Source organism: Roseivivax isoporae LMG 25204, assembly GCF_000521865.1.
Classification (GTDB): domain Bacteria; phylum Pseudomonadota; class Alphaproteobacteria; order Rhodobacterales; family Rhodobacteraceae; genus Roseivivax; species Roseivivax isoporae.
Window position 1 is genome coordinate 76,793 of record NZ_JAME01000021.1, and the last position, 14,776, is coordinate 91,568.

Sequence of the window (14,776 nt, forward strand, 5' to 3'; positions counted from 1 at the left end):
CCTCAGCAGTTCGGGACGTTGACCGCGAGCCCGCCGAGCGAGGTCTCCTTGTACTTCTCCGCCATGTCCGCCCCAACCTGGCGCATGGTCTCGATGCAGGCGTCGAGCGGCACGAGGTGCACGCCGTCGCCCCTCAGCGCGAGCGACGCGGCCGACACCGCCTTGACCGCACCGAGCCCGTTGCGCTCGATGCAGGGCACCTGCACGAGCCCCTTCACCGGGTCGCAGGTCATGCCAAGGTGATGTTCCAGCGCGATTTCCGCCGCGTTCTCGATCTGCGCGGGCGTGCCGCCCAGGACCGCGCAGAGCCCTGCCGCGGCCATCGCCGCCGCCGATCCGACCTCGGCCTGGCATCCGGCCTCGGCGCCCGAGATCGACGCGTTGTATTTCACGAGCCCGCCGATCGCCGCGGCCGTCAGCAGGAAATCCGGCACCTTCGAGCGGCTCGCCCCCGGCACGTGGTCGAGCCAGTAGCGGATGGTCGCCGGCACCACGCCCGCGGCCCCGTTCGTCGGCGCCGTCACCACCTGTCCGCCCGCCGCGTTCTCCTCGTTCACCGCCATGGCATAGAGGCTCATCCAGTCGTTGATCGTGTGCGGCGCGGCAAGGTTCGTGCCCCGCTCGGCCACCAGCGCGTCGCGGATCGTCTTGGCGCGCCGGCGCACCTTGAGCCCCCCCGGCAGGATGCCGTCCGCATGCATGCCCCGCTCGATGCAGGCATCCATGACCTCCCAGATGCGCGCCACCCCGCGGTCGAGCGCGTCGCCCGATCCGCGCGACACCTCGTTCGCGCGCTTCATCTGCGCGATCGACAGCCCTGACGCCTCGGCCATGGCCAGCATCTCGGTCGCGCTGCGGAACGGGTAGGGCACGGGCGGGCCGTCGTCGGTGTCCTTGCCGCGGGCAAGCTCTTCTTCCGTCAGGACGAATCCGCCACCGACGGAATAGTAGGTCTCCTGCAGGATGACATCGCCCTGCGCGTCGGTGCCCATCAGGATCATTCCGTTCGCATGCCCGGGCAGCGCCCGGTCGTAGTCGAAGCGCAGGTCGCGCGCGGGATCGAAGGCCAGCTCCGTCAGCCCCTCGGGCGTCACCGTCTTCGTCTCGCGGATCGCGGCCAGCGCCGCCTCCGCCGCCTCGGCGTCGTAACTCTCGGGCCGGAACCCGGCGAGGCCCAGGATGACCGCGCGGTCCGTCGCGTGCCCGACGCCGGTGAAGGCGAGCGAGCCGTGCAGCGATCCCTTCACGCCCGCGCAGGCGAAGTCCGCCGCGCGCATCCGGTCGAGGAAGCGCGCCGCCGCGACCATCGGCCCCATCGTGTGCGACGAGGACGGGCCGATGCCCACCTTGAACATGTCGAAGACCGAGAGAAACATCGCGGACCGTATCCTTCCTGGCTGGCGTGCCCCCAAGCCTCACGCGTCCGGGCGCAGGGTGCAAGGGCGGGCGCGGATGCACCTGTTCAGCGATCTAGCCCGGGCCGGACAGGGGGCATGATCCGTTCGCGACCGGGCAGCGCACGTTTCTGACCTCGCTGCCTTAATATTTCCTTCAGGAACCCCGAGCATGTTGTCCGAGGGCTGGAATGGAGGATCCGATGCGACTCGTTCTCGACCGCGCGGCGCTCGTCGGCGCCATGATCGTGATCGGTTTCTGGGCGACCCTGGCGCGGGGCGAGGTGCCGCTGCCGCTCGTGTCCGTGGCGGACCGGACCGCGGCCGTCGCGGACTGACGGCGCGGGACGCGACCGCGCAGGACTTCGGGCGCGCGACCGGCGGCATGGGGTCGCGGCGCCGCGCGCTTGCTCCCGTGCGCCGGCGCCTATAAGCCTGCCGGCAAGGGGGCGCACGGCGTCCCGCCGATGCGCTGCCCGAAGGATTCCACGCCATGCCCGCAGAACTCTCGCCGATCGACAAGGCCAAGTTCGTCGCCGCGCGCCGCGCGGCCGACTATGTCGAGGACGGGATGCGGGTGGGGCTCGGAACCGGCTCGACCGCCGCCTGGCTCGTCCGCTGCCTCGGCGAGATGGTGCGCGAGGACGGCCTGCGCTTCCGCGGCGTGCCGACCTCGACCCGCACCGCCGAGCTTGCCCGCGAGGTCGGGATCGAGGTGATCGGCCTCGACGAGGCGAAGTGGCTCGACGTCACCATCGACGGCGCCGACGAATTCGACCCCGAGCTGAACCTGATCAAGGGCGGCGGCGGCGCGCTGCTGCAGGAAAAGATCGTCGCCACCGCGTCCGACCAGATGATCGTGATCGCGGATGCCGCCAAGGAGGTCAGCAATCTCGGGCACTTCCCGCTTCCGGTCGAGGTGGTGCCGTTCGGCTGGCGCACGACGCAGGCGCTGATCGAGGAATCGCTCGTGGCGATGGACGTGCTCGGGCGCGACATGACCCTGCGCATGGCGGGCGACCGGCCCTTCGTCACCGACGAGGGCAACCACATCCTCGACCTGCACCTCGGCCGCATCGGCAACCCGCGCCAGATGGCGATGGTCCTCAACCAGATCCCCGGCGTGGTCGAGAGCGGGCTTTTCATCGACATCTGCGACATGGTGATCGTGGGCCACGGCGACGGCCGGGTCGAGGTGCGCGACATCAACGCGGGCACCGTGACCGAGGACCGGCTCGACTTCGTCGAGAGCGAGAACCTCTTCAGCGACCTGGGGGACTGAGCGCATGGCCGACTTCGACTACGACCTGTTCGTGATCGGCGGGGGCTCGGGCGGCACCCGTGCCGCGCGCGTCGCCGCCGGCGAGACCGGGGCCCGCGTCGGCCTCGCGGAGGAAAGCCGCTACGGCGGCACCTGCGTGATCCGCGGCTGCGTCCCGAAGAAACTCATGGTCTTCGCATCGGAATATGGCGGCATCGCCAGCGACGCGCAGGGCTACGGCTGGTCGATGGAGCGCGGCAGCTTCGACTGGCAGGCCTTCTCTGGACACCTGCAGAAGGAACTCGACCGCCTCGAGAGCATCTACCGCGACACGCTCCTCAAGGGGTCGGGCGTCACCACCTATGATGCGCGCGCGCGTCTGCGCGATCCGCACACGGTCGAGCTGTCCACCGGCGAGGTGCTGAGCGCCAAGCACATCCTTGTCGCCACCGGCGGCCGGCCGGTGCGGCCCGACATCCCGAACGCCGATCTGGGCCTCGTCTCGGACGACATCTTCGGCCTGCCGGAGCTGCCGAAATCCATCCTGATCGTCGGCGGCGGTTACATCGCCTGCGAGTTCGCCTGCATCCTCAACGGTCTGGGCGTCGACGTAACGCAGTATTACCGCGGGGCGCAGATCCTGCGCGGCTTCGACGAGGAGGCGCGCGGGCTCATCGCCGACGCGATGTCCGCCCGCGGCATCGACCTGCACACCGGCACCGACGTGATCGAGATCGGCCATCCCGACGACCGGCCGAGCGGGGCGGGCACCAACATGTACGCCGCCCCCGCCTCGGAACGGCAATCCGGCGCGGAGCAGGGCGGCCAGGCGCGGCCCGACCGCGGCGGCCCGGTGCGGGTCAAGACCTCGACCGGGCGCGAGGCGGTGTTCGACGCCGTCTTCTTCGCCACCGGCCGCGCGCCCAACACCGCCGACATGGGCCTCGAGGAGGCGGGCGTGAAGCTCGGCCGCGGCGGCGCCGTGGCGGTCGACAAGTACAGCCAGACCTCGGTGCCCTCGATCTACGCCATCGGCGACGTGACGAACCGGGTGAACCTGACCCCGGTCGCGATCCGCGAGGGCATGGCCTTCGTCGAGACCGTGTTCCGCGGCAACCCGACGCCGGCCGACCACGAGATGATCCCGTCCGCGGTCTTCACCCAGCCGGAATTCGGCACCGTGGGGCTGACCGAGGAGCAGGCGATGGAGCAGGAGGAGATCGAGGTCTACTGCACCTCCTTCCGCCCGATGCAGACCGCCTTCATCGGCCGGCCCGATCGCGTCCTGATGAAGCTCGTCGTGTCGAAGGAGACGCGGCGCGTGCTCGGCTGTCATATCGTCGCACCCGGCGCAGGCGAGATGATCCAGCTCGCGGGGATCGCGGTAAAAATGGGTGCGACCAAGGAGGATTTCGACCGGACGGTCGCCGTTCACCCCACCATGGCCGAAGAGATCGTGACCATGCGGAAACCTGTGCGCAGCGGTTGAATTCGAAGGGCACGTGCCCAGCTTACGAGCAACAAGAAACGGATATCCATCAAGGGAGCCACGATTAATGGCAGGAAACAGCGGCGGCCCCTGGGGCGGCGGCGGCGGCGGCCAGGGCGGCGGCGGTCCCCAGCGCCCGCAGGGCGGCGGTGGCGGCGGACGCAGACCCGGCGACAACAACCAGATCCCCGAGATCGACGATCTGGTCCGCAAGGGCCAGGAACGGCTGCGCGTGCTCATGGGTGGTCGCGGCAACAACACCGGCGGCGGTTCGGGCGGCGGCGGCCAGATGCCCTCGCGCGGCGTGTTCATCATCGGCGCGCTCGTTCTTTTCGCCGTCTGGGCGTGGTCGAGCTTCTACACCGTGCGACCCGAGGAACAGTCGGTGGAGCTCTTCCTCGGCGAATATTCCTCGACCGGCCAGCCGGGCCTCAACTTCGCGCCGTGGCCGTTCGTGACCTACGAGGTCGTGAACGTCACCTCCGAGCGCACCGAGAACATCGGGCTCGGACGCGGGGCCGACGATGACGGCCTGATGCTGACGACCGACGCCAACATCGTCGACATCGAGTTCCAGGTGGTCTGGAACATTGCCGACCCGGCACGGCTCCTGTTCAACATCCGCGACCCGCAGCTGACCGTCCAGGCGGTGTCCGAATCGGTCATGCGCGAGATCATCGCGGCCTCGAACCTCGCGCCGATCCTCAACCGCGACCGGGGCCTCATCGCCGACACCGCGCTGCAGAACATCCAGGGCACGCTCGACGAATACGATTCGGGCATCAGCGTGGTCCGGGTGAACCTCGACGCGGCCGACCCGCCGGCCGAGGTGATCGACGCCTTCCGCGAGGTGCAGGCGGCCGAACAGGAACGCGACCGGCTGCAGCGCCAGGCCGACGCCTACGCCAACCGCGTGCTGGCAGAGGCCCGCGGCGAGGCGGCGCAGACGCTCGAACAGGCCGAGGCGTACCGCGCCCGCGTGGTCAACGAAGCCATCGGTGAGGCGTCGCGCTTCATCTCCGTCGCGCAGGAATTCAACCAGGCGCCCGAGGTCACGCAGCGCCGCCTCTACCTCGAGACGATAGAGCGCACGCTCGGCCAGATCGACAAGATCGTGCTCGACGAGGCGGGTGCCGGCAGCGGCAGCGGCGTGCTGCCCTTCCTGCCGCTCAACGAACTGAACCGCCGCAGCGCGCCCCAGGGCGGCGCCGCCAGCACCGGAGGGTCGAACTGATGCGTTTCCAGACCGTCATCCTGCCCGTCCTCGTGATCCTGGTGGTCGGCATCTGGTCGTCGCTGTTCATCGTCGACGAACGCGAAAAGGCGCTGGTCCTGCAGTTCGGCCAGATCAAGCAGGTCCGCGAGGAGCCGGGGCTCGGCTTCAAGCTGCCGATCATCCAGGAAGTGGTGAAGTACGACGACCGCATCCTGTCGCTCGACACCGAGACGATCGAGGTCACCCCGGCGGACGATCGCCGGCTCGTGGTCGACGCCTTCGCCCGCTACCGCATCGCCGACGTGGTGCAGTTCCGTCAGGCGGTCGGCGTCGGCGGCATCCGCACCGCCGAGGACCGGCTGAGCTCGATCCTCAACGCGCAGATCCGCGAGGTGCTCGGTGCCGACCAGGTGACGTCCGACCGGATCCTCTCGCAGGACCGCCGCGACCTCGCCATCCGCATCCGCGAGCAGGCGCGCCAGTCGGCCGAGAGCCTTGGCCTCCAGATCGTCGATGTCCGGCTGAAGCAGACCAACCTGCCGCAGCAGAACCTCGACGCCACCTTCGCCCGGATGCGGGCGGAACGCGAACGCGAGGCCGCCGACGAGATCGCGCGCGGCAACGAGGCTGCGCAGCGCGTGCGCGCGGCCGCGGACCGCACCGTGGTCGAGACCACGTCGAACGCCAACCGCGAGGCGGACATCATCCGAGGCGAGGCCGACGCGGAACGCAACCGCGTCTACGCCGAGGCCTTCGGCGACAACCCGGAGTTCTTCTCGTTCTACCGGTCGCTCACGGCGCTTGAACGCTCGCTCCAGCGGGACAATTCGACGCTGGTGATCTCGCCCGACAGCGAGTTCGTGGGGCCGCTCTTCGAGGCGATCCGGGCAGAGGGCCTCTCGGCTGTCAGCATCTCGGACACGGATGTCGAACGCCTGCGCCAGCTCGCGCCGCAGAGCGAGATCTCGCCCGACCTGCCCGACAGCGCGCGCCAGGAGATCGAGCGCAGCGCCGAGGAGGCCGAGCGCCAGATCGAGGAACGGTCGAGCCAGGACCGTCCGCAGGGCCCCGACGACGCCGAGGGCGAGACCGCGCCCGAGGACGACACCGCGCCCGAGGACGAGGACGCGCCGGTCGCGAACTGACCATGGAGGCGAACACGCTTCTCGTGCTGTTCGCGGGCGCACTGATCGTGGAGGGGCTGGCCTGGGCGCTGGCCCCTTCGCTTTTGGAACGCCTGCTCGAGGCGCTCGCGGGCCTGCCGCTCGAGGCGCGGCGCATGCTGGGCCTCCTGACCGCGCTCACGGGCATCGCGATCCTCTGGGTGGCGCTCTGACCGCACCCCCCGCGAGGGTCACAAGCGGTTGAGAGCACGAAAGCGGCTTTGAGTGTTGCCGCAAAACCCCTATTCTCCCGCATGAGACCGAGCAGGAGGCGCGGCCCGCATCGCGACGGCGCCGCCCGGCAATCCAGAGGAGTGACCATTGAAAGCCCAAGTCAAAGCCCGGACGTCCGATCCGCTGCGTGCGCTGCGCCTGTTCTGGATCGCGACCTTCACGGCCGTCCTGATCCTCGCGCAGACGCTCCTCGCCGCCGCGCAGGGCGCCCCCGAAAGCTTCGCGCCCCTGGCCGAGCGGATCAGCCCGTCGGTGGTGAACATCACCACCTCGACCACCGTCGCCGGGCAGACCGGCCCGCAGGGGCTCGTGCCCGAGGGCTCCCCCTTCGAGGAGTTCTTCCGCGAGTTCCGCGACCGCAACGGGCAGGGCGGTGACGACCCGATGCGCCGCTCCTCGGCGCTGGGATCGGGCTTCGTCATCTCCGAGGACGGCTACGTGGTCACCAACAACCACGTGATCGAGGGCGCGGACGAGATCAGCGTCGAGTTCTTCACCGGCGGCGAACTGGCCGCCGAGGTGGTCGGCACCGACCCCAACACCGACATCGCCCTTCTCAAGGTCGAGGCCGACGGTCCCTTGCCCTTCGTCAGCTTCGGCGACAGCGACGCCATGCGCGTGGGCGACTGGGTGATGGCCATGGGCAACCCGCTGGGGCAGGGCTTCTCGGTGTCGGCGGGCATCGTGTCGGCGCGCGGCCGCGCGCTTTCGGGCAGCTACGACGATTATATCCAGACCGACGCGGCCATCAATCGCGGCAATTCGGGCGGCCCGCTGTTCAACATGGAGGGCGAGGTGATCGGCGTGAACACCGCGATCCTGTCGCCCACCGGCGGGTCGATCGGCATCGGCTTCGCCATGTCCTCGAACGTGGTGACCAGCGTCATCGACCAGCTGCGCGAGTTCGGCGAAACCCGCCGCGGCTGGCTCGGCGTGTCGATCCAGGACGTGACCGACGACGTGGCCGAGGCCATGGGGCTCGCCTCTACCGACGGTGCGCTGGTGACCGACGTGCCCGAGGGCCCGGCCTCCGAGGCCGGCATCCAGGCGGGCGACGTCATCGTGACCTTCGACGGCACCCAGGTGACCGACACCCGGTCGCTGGTCCGCCAGGTCGGCAACACGGCGGTGGGCAAGACCGTGCGCGTGGTGGTCAACCGCGAGGGCGAGACCCAGACCTTCCGCGTGACGCTCGGCCGGCGCGAGGATGCGCAGATGGCCGCGGTCGGTCCGGACGGCACGCCCACTCCCGAGGAGCCGTCGGAATCCGAGGTTCTCGGCATGACGCTCAGCCCGATCACGTCCGAGCTGCGCGAGCAGCTGTCGCTCGGCGAGGGTGTGACCGGCCTCGTGGTGACCGGCATCGATCAGGAGGCCGAGGCCTGGGAGAAGGGCCTGCGCGAGGGGGACGTGATCGCCGAGGCCGGGCAGGCCGAGGTGCAGTCGATCTCCGACCTCGAGGGCCGCATCACCGAGGCCCGGGATGCCGGACGGCGGTCGCTGCTGCTGCTCGTGCGCCGTGACGGCAACCCGCGTTTCGTCGCGCTGTCGCTCGAGGCCGCATCCGAGGAATGATCGAGGATGCCCCCGGCCGGTCCGCGGCCGGGGGCGCGCTCACTCCGTCCCGGGCAGCGCCACCGGGGCCAGGCCCAGCGAGCGGGCCGTCTCCAGCGACAGCGTCCCGCTCTCGAGCCCGCGCTCGGACTGGTAGCGGCGGATCGCCGCCGTGGTCGCCGCGTCGAAGCGTCCCGTGACGGGCCCGCCATACTTTCCCCGCACCTTCAGCGCCCGCTGCACCGAGGCGGCGAAATCCGGCGCCATGTCGGCCCGACAGGGCACCTCGAACCGCATCTCGCCGCGCGGGCGGACGATCTTCGGTACGCTGGTGTTGCGGTAGATGGGCGGACGCAGGACCGTGCCGTCCTCCGCGATCTCGGCCTGCACCACCTGGACCTGTCCCGGCACCTGTTCGTAGATCGCGGGGACCGGCTCGGTCGCCCAGCAGCGGCCCTCGGCGTCGGCGGCGCCCGCTGCCGCGTCCGGGCCGTTCGGCTGCGCGGCGTCCTCGGCCGCGCAGGCGGCGGTCAGGGCGAGGGCCGCGGCGATCGCGGCGGTCCGGGTCGGTGTCATCTTCTGTTCGGGCGCCTGCTCGTGTCGCGCATGCCCGGGGGGACACGCGGCTTTTGCGCCATCCTAGCCGCTCGGCGGCGGGGGTGAAAGCGCCTCGGGCGCGGCCAGGAGCCGGTCGAGCAGGTAGGACACGTCCTCCACCTCCTCGGCGATCACGTGCGTCACGCCGGTCTCGCGCTGCAGCGACCCGGTGACGCGCAGCATCCGCCCCGCGATCACCGCCCGGCGAAAGCGTTCGTAGATCTTGCGCCAGACGATCACGTTCACGATCCCGGTCTCGTCCTCGAGCGTGAGGAAGATCACACCCTTGGCGGTGCCCGGCCGCTGCCGCAGGATCACGAGCCCCGCCACCGCGACCCGCGCCCCCTGCGGCGGCTCGCCCAGCCGCGCGGCGGTCAGGCAGGCGGGCGGGCGCGGCCAGTCCGCGCGAACGGCGGCCCGGCGCGGCGCAGGCTCGGGGTGGGGGCGGAACACGGGCATCGTCACGCGAACGAAGATAGAACATCCGCGCCCGGCGGACAAGTCGCACCGAAAGCGCTGGAAGCCGGGCGGGCGCTTCTCTACGTAGAGGCCGGACCGAAAGGATGGAGAGACCGCCGATGGCGAAGATCACCTATATCGAGCACAACGGGACCGAGCACGTGGTCGAGGTGGCCAACGGGCTGACCGTGATGGAAGGCGCCCGCGACAACGGCATCCCGGGGATCGAGGCCGATTGCGGCGGTGCCTGCGCCTGCTCCACCTGCCATGTCTACGTGCATCCCGACTGGGTGGCGAAGCTGCCGCCCAAGGAGGACATGGAAGAGGACATGCTCGACTTCGCCTTCGAGCCCGATCCGTCCCGTTCGCGCCTGACCTGCCAGCTCAAGGTGAGCGACGCGCTCGACGGGCTCGTGGTGCAGATGCCGGAAAAGCAGATCTGAGACGCGCCTAGCGCACCGGGTCGAGCAGCGCGTCGCGCGCGCTGCAATCCCGGATCACGTCGTCGCCGCAACGTCTGGGGGCGAGGTCCCTGGTCAGGCAGAGCCGCGCCTCCTGGATGCGGCCCGCGCGGCAGGTGATCGTCAGCATGTCCGCCGTCCAGCCGGGATTCGCCTCGAGGAACGCCTCCTCGACGACCCCGGCGGGCAGCGTCACCGGCCGCTCCAGCCGGTCGAGCGCTGGGGGTTTCGCCACCGCGTCGAAGGCCCGCCGCGCGGCCGCGAAATAGCTGCCCGCGTCGAGCCCCGAACAGGTCCCGTGCTTGCGCCACTGGTGCCAGGCTAGTCCCGGGGATCCCATGACGTCGGTCATCGCCGCCGTCATCGCCCGCGACGGCGGCGCGTGCGGTGTCACGCAATCGGACGGCCAGCCGCGCCGGTATTGCGGCCAGAGCCCGTGCAGCACCCAGCCGAGGCGCCGGTCGCATTGCGCGGCGTCCCGCGCGCGGCCCTCGAGCGCGCACCAGGTGGGCGACCAGCTCATCGCCAGCACGTAATAGTCGAACGCCCCGGCGCGGTCCCCTTCGGCCCGCAGGGGCGGGGCCAGGAGCAAAGCCGCGACCAGCAGCGCCACAGACGCCCGCATTTCCTCTTTCCTCCGCACGCCGCGATCACTATATACCCGCCGAGTTCCCCGACAACGGAAACCGTCCCGGCCCGGCCGGGACCTCCTGGGCCAGACGCCCGGGAGAGGGCGAAGACGTATTCAAGGAGAAGACATCATGGCCAAGCTCTTGCATCCCAAGGCCACCGCCGTCTGGCTCGTGGACAACACCACGCTGACCTTCAAGCAGATCGCGGATTTCACCGGCATGCACGAGCTCGAGGTCCAGGGCATCGCCGACGGTGACGTGGCCGGCGGCGTGAAGGGATTCGATCCGGTCGCGAACAACCAGCTCGATCAGTCCGAGATCGAGCAGGCCGAGAAGAGCCCGGCCTACCGGATGAAGATGAAGTTCAACCCCGCCGCGCGCGACGAGGAAAAGCGCCGTGGCCCACGCTACACCCCGCTTTCGAAGCGGCAGGACCGCCCGGCGGCCATCCTGTGGCTGGTCAAGTTCCACCCCGAGCTGTCGGACGGCCAGATCGGCAAGCTGGTCGGCACCACCAAGCCGACGATCCAGTCGATCCGCGAGCGCACGCACTGGAACATCGCCAACATCCAGCCGATCGACCCGGTGGCGCTGGGGCTCTGCCGCCAGTCCGAACTCGATGCCGCCATCCAGAAGGCGTCGAAGTCGACGGGCGAGGTGATGGACGACGACGCGCGCCGCAAGCTCGTCTCGACCGAGCAGTCGCTCGGCATGGACCCCGAGCCGCGCCTGCCGTCCGCCATCGAGGGGCTCGAGAGCTTCAGCCTCAGCGATCCGCGCGACCAGGACGACGAGGACGAGGACACGCACCGCAAGCGCGGCAAGCAGGACTACGCGGACGCGGACAGCTTCTTCAACCTGCCCGACGCGGATGACGACGACGAGGACGACGACAGCGACGACCCGCGCGGCTGACCGCCCGCCTCGGCGCCGGGCGGTGCGGGCCTCAGGCCAGCGCCGCCAGCGCCACCCAGCCGGCCGTCTCGGCCGTGACCTGCACCGCGCCCAGCACGTCCCCCGTCTGCCCGCCGATCCTGCGCCGCGCCAGCAGTGCCACGGGCACCGCCGCGGCAGCCATCACGGCCAGCGCGACCGTCGCGGCAGCCCCGCTGGCGGCCCAGAGGATCGCCACCGTCACGGCCCCGGGGATCCAGGCGCGCCCCGGGCCCCGCGCGGAGGCCGACCGGCCGAGCCCGTCGTCCCGCGCCGGCGGCAGGAGGTCCAGCACCGCCAGCATGGCGAGCCGGCTCGCGACCGCCGCGCAGAGGATCGCGGCCAGCGGCGGCGACGTCCCGGCCAGCGCGGCCGCACCGAGCCCCAGCGCAAGAACCAGCGCCAGCACGCCGTAGCTGCCGATCCGGCTGTCGCGCATGATCTCGAGGCAATGCGCGGCATCGCGTCCGCCGCCGATCCCGTCCGCGAAATCCGCGAGCCCGTCATGGTGCAGCCCGCCCGTGGCCAGCACCCCTGCGGCGATGGCCGCGAAGGCCGCGGCCAGCGGCGGCACGTCCGCCTGCAGCGCGCCCGCCAGCACGGCCCAGACGATCAGCCCCACGGGCAGGCCCGCCAGCGGATAGGCCCAGCGGGCGGCGGCGAGGTGGGGCACGGCGCCGCGGATGCGCCCCGCGGGCAGGCGCGTCATCAGCATCAGTGCGACCTGGGCCTCGGACAGGCGGCGCGCGGGCGTCCTCATGCGCCGCTGATCCCCGCCTCGTCGAACGTCGCCATGCCGGCATGGCAGGCCAGCGCTCCGCGGAGGATCAGCAGCGCCAGTGCCGCGCCCGTGCCCTCGCCGAGCGCCATCCCGAGGTCCAGCACCGGCCTGCGGTCGAGCGCGGCGACGAGCCATGCGTGCCCGGGCTCGGCGCTCGCATGGCCGATCATGCAATGATCGAGGAAGGCGGGCCCGGCCGCGAACAGCGGCGCGACCGACGCGGTGCAGATGAACCCGTCGAGAAGGACGGGGATGCGCTGCATCCGCGCCGCGATCACCGCGCCGCAGATCGCCGCCTGTTCCCGTCCGCCAAGCGCCGCGAGGATCCGCGGCGCCGACAGATCCGCGTGACGCGCCAGCGCGCGGCCCACCACATCCGCCTTGTGCGCGATGGCGGCCGCGTCCGCGCCGGTGCCACGGCCGACCCAGTCCGCCGGCGCGCCGCCGAAGACCGCGCAGGACAGCGCCGCCGCGATGGTCGAGTTGCCGATGCCCATCTCGCCCAGGATCAGGACGTCCGCGCCGGGATCGACCGCCCCGGCGCCCGTGCGCAGCGCCGCCAGCGTCTCGCCCTCGTCCATGGCGGGCGCCTCGGTGATGTCCGCGGTGGGCGTGTCGAGCGCCAGCGGCACCACCGACAGATCCGCGCCCGCGAGCGTGCAGAGCTGGTTGATCGCGGCGCCGCCCGCCTCGAAATTCGCCACCATCTGCGCCGTCACCGCCTGCGGGAAGGGGTTCACCCGCTGCGCGCAGACGCCGTGATTGCCGGCGAAGACCAGCGCCTGCGCGCGGTCGAGCCGGGGCATGGCGCGGCCCTGCCAGCCCGCGAGGAAGCCCGCGAAGGTCTCGAGCCGCCCGAGCGACCCGGGCGGCTTCGTCAGCGTCGCCTGGCGCGCGCGCACCGCTGCCGCCGCGTCCTCGTCGAAGGCGGGCAGGCGGGGCGCGAGTTCCGGCAGGGCGTCGAGGGACGTGAGCGCGTCGAGGATCATCTGGGTTTCACCTTCACCGGGCAGCCGGCGACCGAGAGCCACACTTCGTCGCAGACCCGGGCGATCCGCTGGTTCACGAGCCCGGCCGCGTCGCGGAAGGCGCGCGCCAGCGCGTTCTCGGGCACGATGCCCGCGCCGACCTCGTTCGTCACCAGCAGGACCGGCGCGCGCTGGCGTGCGAGGCAGGCGGCGAGGCCCTCGGTCGCCGCCTCCCAGTCCCGTCCGTCGAGCATCAGGTTCGTCAGCCACAGCGTAAGGCAGTCGACGAGCCGCGGGGCCTCGCCATCGCTGTCGTCGAGTGCCTGCGCCAGCGCGATGGGTGCCGCGACGGTGCGCCAGTCGGGCCCCCGGCGGTCCCGGTGGCGCGCGATGCGCGCGCGCATCTCGTCGTCCCGCGCCTCGGCCGTGGCGATGTAGACCGCCGGCCGCCCGAGCCCGAGGGTCAGTTCCTCGGCGAGGGCGCTCTTGCCTGAGCGCGCGCCGCCCGTGATCAGAATCGACTTTTGCATTGCGCCGTGAGAGAGCAAAAACCGCTTCGCTTGGAAAGGCCCGAATGACCCGCCCCGCGCCGATGGAACTGATCCTCGTCCGCCATGCGCCGGCCGCGCATGGGGGACGGCTCTGCGGGCGCACCGACGTGCCGGCGGAGCGTCCCGGCGAAGCCGTGCTCGCGCCGCTGCGGGCGCTCCTTTCCGACGCGCGGACGGTGGTGTCGAGCCCGGCCCTGCGCTGCACCGCAACCGCGGGCTGGCTCTTCCCGGACCGTGCGGTGCCTGTCGATGCCCGGCTCTGGGAACAGGATTTCGGCACCATGGACGGGGCGCCCTTCGCGGCGCTGCCCGATCTCGGGCCGCTCGACCGTCAATCCTTGACCGCTCATGCATACCCGGGCGGTGAAGACTTTACAGCCATGGCGGCGCGCGCCGGCGCCGCGCTCGGGACGCTTGCGGACAGCGTGCGCGCGGGCGGCGGGCCGGCGGTCGTGGTGGCGCATGCAGGCACCGTGCGCGCGGGGCTCGCGCTGGCACTCGGGGACGCGGCGGCCGCGCTCGCCTTCGAGGTGGCACCGCTCTCGGCCACGCGTCTGCGCGTCCTCGACGCGGGCTACTCGGTCGTCGCGGTGAACTGGAGCGGGGCCGCGGCGTGAGCGTGCGCGTGGCGGGGCATTTCGGCGAGTGGCTGCAGGGCCGGCTCGGCCCCGCCGGCCCGCTTGCCCTCGTGACGCTCGCCTGTCCCGCGCTCGCGGTCCGCGCCACGTGGTCCGAGCGGGCAGGGCCCTTCGCCATCGATCAGGACCCGTGCGTGATCGACGCGGGCCGGGCGCGCGCATTCCTCGCGGCGCTGGGTCTGCCCGCCGCGGGCCGTGTCACGCTGCGCGCCGCGATGCCGCCCGGGGGCGGCGCCGGCGCGTCGACCGCGACGCTCGTGGCCCTGGCGCGCGCCGCCGGGTTCGACGGGCCCACGGCCGCGCTCGCCGCGGCCTGTCTCGCGGCCGAAGGCGCGACCGACCCCCTGATGCAGCCGCAACCCGACGCGCATCTCTGGGCCCCGCGTGCGGCGCGTTGCCTGGGCGCGCTGCCGCCGCCGCCCGCGGCCGACATCGTCGGCGGCTT

General features: G+C 71.6%; 17 protein-coding genes and 1 pseudogene. 11 read left to right on the forward strand and 7 right to left on the reverse strand.

Going from position 1 to position 14,776, the window contains the following annotated elements; translation table 11 throughout:
- Positions 1-2: 2 nt before the first annotated feature.
- Positions 3-1,376: an L-serine ammonia-lyase gene (locus RISW2_RS14155; protein ID WP_043772324.1), complete on the reverse strand. Its 1,374-nt coding sequence runs from the start codon at positions 1,374-1,376 to the stop codon at positions 3-5.
- Between the two features lie 221 nt (positions 1,377-1,597).
- Between RISW2_RS14155 and RISW2_RS25825 the strand changes: the two genes are divergently transcribed.
- The 7 genes from RISW2_RS25825 (at position 1,598) to RISW2_RS14185 (ending at position 8,332) form a co-directional block, all read left to right on the forward strand.
- Complete coding sequence (locus RISW2_RS25825; RefSeq protein WP_280113170.1) at positions 1,598-1,732, forward strand: hypothetical protein; 135 nt, start codon at positions 1,598-1,600, stop codon at positions 1,730-1,732.
- 155 nt (positions 1,733-1,887) lie between these two features.
- On the forward strand, positions 1,888-2,676 hold the full coding sequence (rpiA, locus tag RISW2_RS14160; protein WP_043772326.1) for a ribose-5-phosphate isomerase RpiA: 789 nt from the start codon (positions 1,888-1,890) through the stop codon (positions 2,674-2,676).
- A 4-nt stretch (positions 2,677-2,680) separates the two neighbouring features.
- A complete protein-coding gene (locus RISW2_RS14165) occupies positions 2,681-4,144 on the forward strand; it encodes an FAD-dependent oxidoreductase (protein ID WP_043772327.1) in 1,464 nt (487 codons plus the stop codon).
- A gap of 67 nt (positions 4,145-4,211) precedes the next feature.
- The gene (gene hflK, locus RISW2_RS14170) at positions 4,212-5,378 is read left to right on the forward strand and encodes an FtsH protease activity modulator HflK (RefSeq protein ID WP_043772329.1); all 1,167 of its coding nucleotides are present in this window, start codon (positions 4,212-4,214) and stop codon (positions 5,376-5,378) included.
- The gene (gene hflC, locus RISW2_RS14175) at positions 5,378-6,505 is read left to right on the forward strand and encodes a protease modulator HflC (protein ID WP_043772331.1); all 1,128 of its coding nucleotides are present in this window, start codon (positions 5,378-5,380) and stop codon (positions 6,503-6,505) included. The genes hflK and hflC overlap by 1 nt, the downstream gene beginning before the upstream one ends.
- Positions 6,506-6,507: 2 nt before the next feature.
- A complete protein-coding gene (locus RISW2_RS14180) occupies positions 6,508-6,696 on the forward strand; it encodes a DUF2065 family protein (protein WP_043772333.1) in 189 nt (62 codons plus the stop codon).
- A gap of 148 nt (positions 6,697-6,844) precedes the next feature.
- Positions 6,845-8,332 (forward strand): Do family serine endopeptidase, encoded by a 1,488-nt coding sequence (locus RISW2_RS14185; RefSeq protein WP_043772336.1) that lies wholly within the window; start codon positions 6,845-6,847, stop codon positions 8,330-8,332.
- Positions 8,333-8,371: 39 nt separating this feature from the next.
- Here the strand turns inward: RISW2_RS14185 and RISW2_RS14190 are convergent, their stop codons facing one another.
- Positions 8,372-8,887, reverse strand: a complete 516-nt coding sequence (locus tag RISW2_RS14190) for a peptidoglycan-binding domain-containing protein (RefSeq protein ID WP_043772338.1) — start codon at positions 8,885-8,887, stop codon at positions 8,372-8,374.
- Between the two features lie 63 nt (positions 8,888-8,950).
- Positions 8,951-9,367, reverse strand: coding sequence for an OB-fold nucleic acid binding domain-containing protein (locus RISW2_RS14195; RefSeq protein WP_043772340.1), 417 nt, complete (start codon positions 9,365-9,367; stop codon positions 8,951-8,953).
- 119 nt (positions 9,368-9,486) lie between these two features.
- On the opposite strand from RISW2_RS14195, the gene RISW2_RS14200 reads away from it, so the two are divergent.
- Positions 9,487-9,810 carry a 2Fe-2S iron-sulfur cluster-binding protein gene (locus RISW2_RS14200; RefSeq protein ID WP_043772342.1) on the forward strand — a complete coding sequence of 108 codons (324 nt, stop codon included), beginning with the start codon at positions 9,487-9,489 and terminating at the stop codon, positions 9,808-9,810.
- A 7-nt stretch (positions 9,811-9,817) separates the two neighbouring features.
- Here RISW2_RS14200 and RISW2_RS14205 read toward each other — a convergent pair whose 3' ends face one another.
- A complete protein-coding gene (locus tag RISW2_RS14205) occupies positions 9,818-10,453 on the reverse strand; it encodes a ribonuclease T2 family protein (RefSeq protein ID WP_043772344.1) in 636 nt (211 codons plus the stop codon).
- Between the two features lie 136 nt (positions 10,454-10,589).
- Here RISW2_RS14205 and RISW2_RS14210 point away from each other — a divergent pair, with 136 nt between their 5' ends.
- Positions 10,590-11,375: a DUF1013 domain-containing protein gene (locus tag RISW2_RS14210; RefSeq protein WP_043772346.1), complete on the forward strand. Its 786-nt coding sequence runs from the start codon at positions 10,590-10,592 to the stop codon at positions 11,373-11,375.
- A gap of 31 nt (positions 11,376-11,406) precedes the next feature.
- Here RISW2_RS14210 and RISW2_RS14215 read toward each other — a convergent pair whose 3' ends face one another.
- The 3 genes from RISW2_RS14215 to cobU are packed head-to-tail and all read right to left on the reverse strand — an operon-like array spanning position 11,407 to position 13,672.
- Positions 11,407-12,153, reverse strand: a complete 747-nt coding sequence (locus RISW2_RS14215; protein ID WP_043772349.1) for an adenosylcobinamide-GDP ribazoletransferase — start codon at positions 12,151-12,153, stop codon at positions 11,407-11,409.
- Positions 12,150-13,163 carry a nicotinate-nucleotide--dimethylbenzimidazole phosphoribosyltransferase gene (cobT, locus tag RISW2_RS14220; RefSeq protein WP_043772352.1) on the reverse strand — a complete coding sequence of 338 codons (1,014 nt, stop codon included), beginning with the start codon at positions 13,161-13,163 and terminating at the stop codon, positions 12,150-12,152. Before cobT ends, RISW2_RS14215 begins: the two co-directional genes overlap by 4 nt.
- Complete coding sequence (gene cobU / locus RISW2_RS14225) at positions 13,160-13,672, reverse strand: bifunctional adenosylcobinamide kinase/adenosylcobinamide-phosphate guanylyltransferase (protein ID WP_043772354.1); 513 nt, start codon at positions 13,670-13,672, stop codon at positions 13,160-13,162. Before cobU ends, cobT begins: the two co-directional genes overlap by 4 nt.
- 44 nt (positions 13,673-13,716) lie before the next feature.
- Here cobU and RISW2_RS14230 point away from each other — a divergent pair, with 44 nt between their 5' ends.
- Positions 13,717-14,310 carry a histidine phosphatase family protein gene (locus RISW2_RS14230; RefSeq protein ID WP_043772357.1) on the forward strand — a complete coding sequence of 198 codons (594 nt, stop codon included), beginning with the start codon at positions 13,717-13,719 and terminating at the stop codon, positions 14,308-14,310.
- A pseudogene (locus RISW2_RS14235) lies at positions 14,307-14,776 on the forward strand (propanediol utilization protein); the annotation flags it as partial. The gene RISW2_RS14230 and the pseudogene RISW2_RS14235, both read left to right, overlap by 4 nt.

What these genes read in the sequence shown, in the direction of transcription:
- RISW2_RS14155 (WP_043772324.1), bottom strand. Translation starts at nt 1,376, where the DNA reads ATGTTTCTCTCGGTCTTCGACATGTTCAAGGTGGGCATCGGCCCGTCC.
- RISW2_RS25825 (WP_280113170.1), top strand. Translation starts at nt 1,598, where the DNA reads ATGCGACTCGTTCTCGACCGCGCGGCGCTCGTCGGCGCCATGATCGTG.
- rpiA (WP_043772326.1), top strand. Translation starts at nt 1,888, where the DNA reads ATGCCCGCAGAACTCTCGCCGATCGACAAGGCCAAGTTCGTCGCCGCG.
- RISW2_RS14165 (WP_043772327.1), top strand. Translation starts at nt 2,681, where the DNA reads ATGGCCGACTTCGACTACGACCTGTTCGTGATCGGCGGGGGCTCGGGC.
- hflK (WP_043772329.1), top strand. Translation starts at nt 4,212, where the DNA reads ATGGCAGGAAACAGCGGCGGCCCCTGGGGCGGCGGCGGCGGCGGCCAG.
- hflC (WP_043772331.1), top strand. Translation starts at nt 5,378, where the DNA reads ATGCGTTTCCAGACCGTCATCCTGCCCGTCCTCGTGATCCTGGTGGTC.
- RISW2_RS14180 (WP_043772333.1), top strand. Translation starts at nt 6,508, where the DNA reads ATGGAGGCGAACACGCTTCTCGTGCTGTTCGCGGGCGCACTGATCGTG.
- RISW2_RS14190 (WP_043772338.1), bottom strand. Translation starts at nt 8,887, where the DNA reads ATGACACCGACCCGGACCGCCGCGATCGCCGCGGCCCTCGCCCTGACC.
- RISW2_RS14195 (WP_043772340.1), bottom strand. Translation starts at nt 9,367, where the DNA reads ATGCCCGTGTTCCGCCCCCACCCCGAGCCTGCGCCGCGCCGGGCCGCC.
- RISW2_RS14200 (WP_043772342.1), top strand. Translation starts at nt 9,487, where the DNA reads ATGGCGAAGATCACCTATATCGAGCACAACGGGACCGAGCACGTGGTC.
- RISW2_RS14205 (WP_043772344.1), bottom strand. Translation starts at nt 10,453, where the DNA reads ATGCGGGCGTCTGTGGCGCTGCTGGTCGCGGCTTTGCTCCTGGCCCCG.
- RISW2_RS14210 (WP_043772346.1), top strand. Translation starts at nt 10,590, where the DNA reads ATGGCCAAGCTCTTGCATCCCAAGGCCACCGCCGTCTGGCTCGTGGAC.
- RISW2_RS14215 (WP_043772349.1), bottom strand. Translation starts at nt 12,153, where the DNA reads ATGAGGACGCCCGCGCGCCGCCTGTCCGAGGCCCAGGTCGCACTGATG.
- cobT (WP_043772352.1), bottom strand. Translation starts at nt 13,163, where the DNA reads ATGATCCTCGACGCGCTCACGTCCCTCGACGCCCTGCCGGAACTCGCG.
- cobU (WP_043772354.1), bottom strand. Translation starts at nt 13,672, where the DNA reads ATGCAAAAGTCGATTCTGATCACGGGCGGCGCGCGCTCAGGCAAGAGC.
- RISW2_RS14230 (WP_043772357.1), top strand. Translation starts at nt 13,717, where the DNA reads ATGACCCGCCCCGCGCCGATGGAACTGATCCTCGTCCGCCATGCGCCG.